Source organism: Pseudomonas sp. GW821-FHT09C10 (assembly GCF_059418085.1).
In genome coordinates, this window is record NZ_JBWKPE010000026.1 from 23,039 (window position 1) to 30,334 (window position 7,296).

Sequence of the window (7,296 nt, forward strand, 5' to 3'; positions counted from 1 at the left end):
TCAGGGTACCGCCATCACATCGATGCGGTACGGCTCGAAAATCTTCAGCATCTCGCCGCTGTCGCGCAAGCGCTTGAGCAACGCCGAAAACGCCTCGCCCGTGATCGGCGCCTTGGGCCGCAGCAACGCGTAGTGGTGATAGACCTGGTCGATGCGCTCCGAGACCAGGAACTGCCCGGCCATATCCGCATTGCGCACCATGAAGTCACTCAGGTACGAACGGGTTACCAAGGCGATGTCCGCACGCCCGCGCGCAACCATCAGCAGGTTGCTGTCATGGGAATAGGTCAAGGTGGCGTTGAAGTGCTCGGCCAAGTACTTGGGGTCGGGGTTGAAGTTGGCAAAGGCGTAGTGATAGCCGCTGAACACCGCCAGGCGTTTCCCGGCAAGGTCGGCGAAATAGTCCTGGCCTCGACCGGGCTCACGCTGGGCGACGAAGATTTCCGCATCTTCCAGGCCCATGTCGATGCTGGTGTGGGCAACCTTCTGCCAGCCCCAATCGGGATTTTCGAAGATGGCCATGTCGACACGGCCTTGTTCGAAATCACGAAAACGCCGGGGGATGGAGGTGGGTACCAGCACAAACTGATAGTCGGTTTGCGAGGCGTTCAGGGCCTCCACCAATTGAGGCAACAGACCGGTGTCGGCGCCTTGCTCCGGGCGCACGGTGTAGGGCGGAAAATGCGCCGCGCCGATGCGCACCAGTTGCGCAGCCGAAGCCGGCAACCACGCTGCGGTGCCGAGTACCCATAAAGTAAGTCCTGCAGCCAACCGCCATGGCGATAACATCAAGGCACACACCGTTCAATACATCGATGTCGATAAGCTAGGCGTTTTTGTCCAGCTAGACAACTTTCCATCGGCAAATTAATAGCTTGCGCCTCAATCGGCCTTCAAAACCATCAACAAGGCTTCTTCGGCCAATTGCTCCAGGGTCAGGTTGCCCTCGGCGCGAAACCAGGTGGTGGTCCAGGACAAGGCTCCGGTGAGGAAGCGTCGCGCAATAAACACATCGCCCTTGATGTAACCTGCCGCCTTGGCCTCGCCCAACACCTGCAGCCAAATGTCTTCGTACACATCGCGCAACGCCAGCACCTGGGCCTGGGCGTCGGCCGAGAGCGAACGCCATTCATACACCAGCACCGCCATGGCCTCGCCGCTGCCGCCCATGATCGACTGCAATTCGCAGCGAATCAGCGCCAGCACACGTTCGCGTACGGTGCTCGCCTCCTCGAGCGAGGCACGCATCAAGGCGGTGTTGTAGTGGATGGTTTCCTCCATCACCGCGCGCAGGATCTCGTCCTTGCTCTTGAAGTGATGAAAGATACTGCCGGACTGGATGCCCACGGCACTGGCCAGGTCGCGGACGGTGGTGCGTTCAAAGCCCTTGTTGCGAAACAGGTGCGCCGCGGTTTGCAGCAACTTGCCCCGGGCACTGTCGGGGTCGGTCAATTGGCCGCCGTCGACCATGGTGCGCATCACCCGCAGGGCTTTGTGCTCATCCATGCTGCTCTCCTCTACTTCTACTGACGTCTTGGCCGGCAATTTAGGCCGTGCCAGTCACCCAAGCAAGCGCTTGGGCAAAACTTGTGACCGGAGTTTACAAACCAAGCGCTTGCTTGGTAGTCTCGTTACCAGCCATTCGAGGAAGGATTTCTCATGAGCAAGACGGTTCGTATCGGCTGCGCCAGCGCCTTCTGGGGTGACACCTGCAGCGCGGCCGCGCAGTTGGTGCACGGCGGCAAGCTGGACTACCTGGTGTTCGACTACCTGGCGGAAGTCACGATGTCGATCCTCGCCGGTGCACGGATGAAAGATCCCCAGGCCGGCTACGCCACGGATTTCGTCGAGGTGCTCACACCGCTGCTGGCCGAGATCCAGCGCCAGGGCATCCGCGTGATCAGCAATGCCGGCGGCATCCACCCCCAAGCCTGCGCCGCCGCCCTGCAAGCTGCCTGCGATACAGCCCAGGTGCCGTTGAAAATCGCCGTGCTGCTGGGCGATGACCTGCACCCCCGGCTCAAGCACCTGCACGGCATCACCGACATGTTCAACGGCGCGCCGCTGCCGCCCCTGTGCGTATCGGCCAATGCCTACCTCGGCGCACCGGGCATTGCCCAGGCGCTGCAACTGGGCGCGGACATCGTCATCACCGGCCGGGTGGTCGACAGCGCGGTGGTCAGCGCAGCGCTGGTGCATGAATTCGGTTGGTCGTGGCAGGACTACGACCGCCTGGCCCAGGCCGCGTTGGCCGGGCATATCATCGAATGCGGCGCACAGTGTACCGGTGGCAACTTCACCGACTGGCGCGACGTGCCCGACTACGAGCACATAGGCTTTCCCATCGTCGAAGTCAATGCCGATGGCCAGTTCACGGTCAATAAAGTCGAGGGCAGCGGTGGCCTGATCAGCGAACTGAGCGTGGCCGAACAGCTGCTGTATGAAATCGGCGACCCACACGCGTACCTGCTGCCCGATGTGATCTGCGATTTCAGCCAGGTGAAGTTGCAGCAGCAAGGCAAAAACTGCGTACGCCTGCACGGCGCCAAGGGGTTGCCGCCAACGCACCAGTACAAGGTCAGCGCCACGTACCCGGAAGGCTTTCGCTGCACCGCCAGTTGCCTGATCGCCGGGATAGACGCGGTGGCCAAGGCCGAGCGGGTCAGCCAGGCGATCATCAACAAGACCTCGGAACTGTTCAGCCAGCGCGGCTGGGCGCCCTACACCGACGTGAATATCGAACTGCTGGGCAGCGAAGCGACGTATGGCCCCCGCGCCCTGCGCCACGACTGCCGCGAGGTGGTGGTCAAGCTGGCGGTGCGCCACCCCAGCAAGCCGGCGCTGGTGCTGTTCGCCCGCGAGATCGCCCAGGCGGCCACGGGCATGGCGCCGGGGCTGACCGGGATTGTCGGTGGGCGGCCGACGGTCTACCCGCTGATCCGCTTGTTCTCGTTCCTGATCGATAAGGCCGCCTGCGAGGTGGTAGTCGACTTCCAGGGTCAACGCCACGTCTGCACGCTGCCCATCGCCGACGCGCCGATCCTGCCTGCCGCCCCGATGGATCCGCCCAAACCCCAGGGGCGCGCCGACGCCAGCGTGGCGCTGGTGAAACTCGCCGTGGCACGCTCCGGCGACAAGGGCAACCACAGCAATATCGGGGTCATCGCCCGCGCCCCCGAGTACCTGCCGTGGATTGCCGAAGCGCTGACGCCAGAGGTGCTCGTCGACTGGATGGGCCATGTGCTCGACCCCGTGCACGGCCGCGTTGAACGCTGGTATTTGCCCGGCAGCCACAGCCTCAATTTCCTGCTGGAAAACGCCCTGGGCGGCGGCGGCATCGCCAGCCTGCGCATCGACCCCCAGGGCAAGGCCTTCGCCCAGCAGCTGTTGGAAATCCCCATCGCCGTGCCGCAACACATCGCCGATCAACTCACATAAAGGAGCGTCGCCGTGGCCTTCGACTCGATCTTCAAAGCCGGCCTGTTCCAGGGTCACACCGTGATCGTCAGCGGCCGCGACACAAGGCGGAGCAATAAACCATGCCGCTGATTGACAGCCTGATCGATCCCCACAGCCCGCAGTTCGCCCAGAACCGCGCCGCCATGCTGGAAGGCATCCAACACCTGCGCCAGTTGGAACAGACCCTGCTGGGCAAGGCCGAGGAGGCCAGGCCCAAGTTCGAAAAACGCGGCCAACTGCTGCCCCGCGAGCGCCTCAACCTGCTGCTGGACCCTGGCGCGCCGTTCCTGGAACTGGCGAGCCTGGCCGGCTACAAGCTGCATGATGACAAGGACGGCAGCGCCGCCGGCGGTGGGTTGATCGCCGGGATCGGCTACGTCAGCGGCGTGCGCATGCTGGTGGTGGCCAATAACAGCGCGATCAAGGGCGGCACCGTTTCGCCCTCAGGCCTGAAAAAATCCCTGCGCCTGCAACAGATCGCCATGGACAACAAACTGCCGGTGGTGACCCTCGCCGAAAGCGGTGGCGCCAACCTCAACTATGCCGCGGAGATTTTCGTCGAAGGCGCGCGCAGCTTTGCCAACCAGGCGCGCATGTCCGCCATGGGCTTGCCGCAGATCACCGTGGTGCACGGCTCGGCCACGGCGGGGGGCGCGTACCAGCCAGGGCTGTCGGATTACGTGGTGGTGGTGCGCGGCAAGGCCAAGCTGTTCCTTGCCGGCCCGCCGCTGCTCAAGGCGGCGACCGGTGAAGTCGCCACCGATGAAGAATTGGGCGGCGCCGAAATGCATGCACAGATCGCCGGCACCGCTGAATACCTGGCGGAAAACGACGCCGACGGCGTGCGCATCGTGCGTGAAATCGTCAGCCTGTTGCCATGGGATGAGCGCCTGCCGTTGACGCCCAAACGCAATTACGCCGAGCCGCTGTACCCCATCGACGACCTGCTGGGGCTGATCCCCGCTGACCCGAAAAAGCCCTACGATGTCCGCGAGATCCTCGCGCGCCTGGCCGACGGTTCGCAGTTCCTCGAGTTCAAGGCAGCGTTCGACGCCCATACCGTCTGCGGCCATCTGCACATCCAGGGCCGCGCTGTCGGCGTGATCGGCAACAACGGCCCGATCACGCCCAAGGGCGCGAGCAAGGCGGCGCAGTTTATCCAGCTGTGTGACCAGAGCCGCACACCGCTGCTGTTCCTGCACAACACCACCGGCTTCATGGTGGGTACCGAAGCGGAGCAGCAAGGGGTGATCAAGCATGGCGCGAAGATGATCCAGGCGGTGGCCAACGCACGGGTGCCTAAACTCACGGTGGTGGTCGGTGGCTCCTACGGCGCCGGCAACTATGCAATGTGCGGTCGCGGCCTGGACCCGCGTTTTATCTTCGCCTGGCCCAACAGCCGCACGGCGGTGATGGGCGGTGCCCAGGCGGGCAAGGTGCTGCGGATCGTCACCGAGGCCAAGCAATTGAAAGACGGCCTGGTGCCGGATCCCAAGGTGCTGGACATGCTCGAACAGGTCACCGCGCAAAAACTCGACAGCCAGTCCACCGCCCTCTATGGCAGCGCGAACCTGTGGGATGACGGGCTGATAGACCCACGGGATACCCGTACCTTACTCGGCTTTCTGCTGGATATCTGTCACGAGGCCGACGTCCGCGAGTTGCAGCCCAACAGCTTCGGCATCGCGCGCTTCTAACCGGAGAACAAGAACAATGATCTTCACCCAGGAACATCAGGAATTGCGCCGCACCGTCCGTGCCTTCGTCGACCGCGAGATCAACCCCCATGTGGACGCATGGGAAAAGGCCGGGCGCTTCCCCATCCACGACATCTTCCGCAAGGCCGGCGACCTCGGCTTGCTGGGCATTTCCAAACCGGAACAATTCGGCGGCATGGGCCTGGACTACAGCTACTCGATCGTCGCCGCCGAAGAGTTCGGCACCATCCGCTGCGGCGGCATCCCCATGTCCATCGGCGTGCAGACCGATATGTGCACCCCTGCCCTCGCCCGCTTCGGTTCCGATGAGTTGCGCGACGAATTCCTGCGCCCGGCCATCAGCGGCGAGCAGGTCGGTTGCATCGGCGTCTCGGAAACCGGCGCCGGTTCCGACGTGGCCGGGTTGAAAACCCATGCGCGCAAGGACGGCGACGACTATGTGATCAACGGCAGCAAAATGTGGATCACCAACTCGCCCAGCGCCGACTTTATCTGCCTGTTGGCCAACACCTCCGACGACAAGCCGCATATCAATAAGTCGCTGATCATGGTGCCGATGAACACCCCAGGGATCAGCGTCAGCCCGCCCCTGGAAAAACTCGGCATGCACAGCTCCGAGACCGCCCAGGTGTTCTTCGACGGCGTGCGCGTGCCCCAGCGCAATCGCATCGGCCACGAAGGCGCGGGGTTCATGATGCAGATGCTGCAGTTCCAGGAAGAACGCCTGTTCGGCGCGGCCAATATGATCAAAGGCCTGGAGTACTGCATCGACAGCACCGTCGAGTACTGCAAGGAGCGCCAGACCTTCGGCAAGGCGCTGATCGACAACCAGGTGATCCACTTTCGCCTGGCCGAACTGGCCACCGAAATCGAATGCCTGCGCGCACTGGTCTACCAGGCCACCGAGCAGTACATCAAGGGCCAGGACGTGACTCGCCTGGCCTCCATGGCCAAGCTCAAGGCCGGGCGCCTCGGCCGCGAAGTCAGCGACAGTTGCCTGCAATACTGGGGCGGCATGGGCTTCATGTGGGACAACCCGGTGGCCCGCGCCTATCGCGATGTGCGCCTGGTGTCGATTGGCGGCGGCGCCGATGAAATCATGCTGGGCATCATCTGCAAGTTGATGGGCACTTTGCCGGGGAAAAAGCCATGAATACCCTGCTGCTCGAACCCCACAACGGCGTGTTGCACATCACCCTCAACCGGCCCGAATGCCGCAATGCCATGAGCCTGGAAATGGTCAACGAACTGCGCGCGGTGCTGGCCGGGTTGGACAGCCAGGTGCGCGCGGTGGTGATCAGCGGCGCAGGCGGGCATTTTTGCGCCGGTGCCGATGTGAAGGACCTGGTCAGCGCCGGCGATCAATTGCAGGCCCTGAACCGGGCGTTCGGCACGTTGCTGCAAGCGGTGGAAGCCGTGTCGCCAGTGGTCATCGTGGTGCTGCAAGGCGCGGTGCTGGGCGGTGGGTTTGGCCTGGCCTGCGTGAGTGACATCGCAATTGCCGATCACCAGGCGCAGTTCGGTTTGCCGGAGACCAGCCTGGGGTTGCTGCCGGCACAGATCGCACCGTTTGTGGTCAAGCGTATCGGCCTGACCCAGGCGCGGCGACTGGCGCTGACGGCGGCGCGGTTCGATGGGCTGGAAGCTCAACGGCTGGGGCTGGTGCACTTCACCGAGACCGATCCGCAGGCGTTGGCCGAACGTCTGGATGAGGTGCTGGGGCAGGTGCTGCGCTGCGCCCCAGGCGCCAATGCGCGTACCAAGGCGCTGTTGCTGGCCAGCGTGGAGCAGCCCCTGGGGCCGCTGCTGGACCAGGCGGCGCAGTGGTTTGCCGAAGCAGTGACCAGTGCAGAAGGGATCGAGGGGACGCAGGCGTTTGTGCAGAAGCGCAAGCCTGGGTGGTGCAAGTGACGCCCGCTGAGCATGAGTATCTACACAATTTTCTGTGGTCTGTGGCGAGGGCGCTTGCTGCCGTGGCGGCCTTCGGGCCGACCATGTCGTTGGCTTTGAGCGAGTACATATCCGTTGCTGCGGTAACGGCGGCTATTGGTTCCGCCCTTACGGCGGGTCACTTTGGAAAAGCCCCAAAGTAACCAAAGGGCTCTTGCCCCACCACTCG

General features: G+C 63.5%; 6 protein-coding genes. 4 read left to right on the forward strand and 2 right to left on the reverse strand.

All coding sequences use genetic code 11. The features are described 5' to 3' along the window. Positions 1-789 carry a substrate-binding periplasmic protein gene (locus tag AC07OT_RS30410; protein WP_495103228.1) on the reverse strand — a complete coding sequence of 263 codons (789 nt, stop codon included), beginning with the start codon at positions 787-789 and terminating at the stop codon, positions 1-3. 93 nt (positions 790-882) lie between these two features. Next, positions 883-1,506, reverse strand: coding sequence for a TetR/AcrR family transcriptional regulator (locus tag AC07OT_RS30415; protein ID WP_065927221.1), 624 nt, complete (start codon positions 1,504-1,506; stop codon positions 883-885). A gap of 153 nt (positions 1,507-1,659) precedes the next feature. Here AC07OT_RS30415 and AC07OT_RS30420 point away from each other — a divergent pair, with 153 nt between their 5' ends. The 4 genes from AC07OT_RS30420 (at position 1,660) to AC07OT_RS30435 (ending at position 7,088) form a co-directional block, all read left to right on the forward strand. Further along, positions 1,660-3,438: an acyclic terpene utilization AtuA family protein gene (locus AC07OT_RS30420; RefSeq protein ID WP_495109825.1), complete on the forward strand. Its 1,779-nt coding sequence runs from the start codon at positions 1,660-1,662 to the stop codon at positions 3,436-3,438. Positions 3,439-3,539: 101 nt separating this feature from the next. Beyond that, positions 3,540-5,156 (forward strand): acyl-CoA carboxylase subunit beta, encoded by a 1,617-nt coding sequence (locus tag AC07OT_RS30425; protein ID WP_495109826.1) that lies wholly within the window; start codon positions 3,540-3,542, stop codon positions 5,154-5,156. A gap of 16 nt (positions 5,157-5,172) precedes the next feature. Further along, the gene (atuD, locus tag AC07OT_RS30430) at positions 5,173-6,330 is read left to right on the forward strand and encodes a citronellyl-CoA dehydrogenase (protein ID WP_281113702.1); all 1,158 of its coding nucleotides are present in this window, start codon (positions 5,173-5,175) and stop codon (positions 6,328-6,330) included. Next, entirely contained in the window at positions 6,327-7,088 is a 762-nt protein-coding gene (locus AC07OT_RS30435) for an enoyl-CoA hydratase/isomerase family protein (RefSeq protein WP_495109827.1), read from the forward strand. Before atuD ends, AC07OT_RS30435 begins: the two co-directional genes overlap by 4 nt. Positions 7,089-7,296: the final 208 nt, after the last annotated feature.

Coding starts and splice junctions, on each gene's coding strand:
- AC07OT_RS30420 (WP_495109825.1), top strand. CDS start 1,660: ATGAGCAAGACGGTTCGTATCGGCTGCGCCAGCGCCTTCTGGGGTGAC.
- AC07OT_RS30435 (WP_495109827.1), top strand. CDS start 6,327: ATGAATACCCTGCTGCTCGAACCCCACAACGGCGTGTTGCACATCACC.
- atuD (WP_281113702.1), top strand. CDS start 5,173: ATGATCTTCACCCAGGAACATCAGGAATTGCGCCGCACCGTCCGTGCC.
- AC07OT_RS30410 (WP_495103228.1), bottom strand. CDS start 789: ATGTTATCGCCATGGCGGTTGGCTGCAGGACTTACTTTATGGGTACTC.
- AC07OT_RS30425 (WP_495109826.1), top strand. CDS start 3,540: ATGCCGCTGATTGACAGCCTGATCGATCCCCACAGCCCGCAGTTCGCC.
- AC07OT_RS30415 (WP_065927221.1), bottom strand. CDS start 1,506: ATGGATGAGCACAAAGCCCTGCGGGTGATGCGCACCATGGTCGACGGC.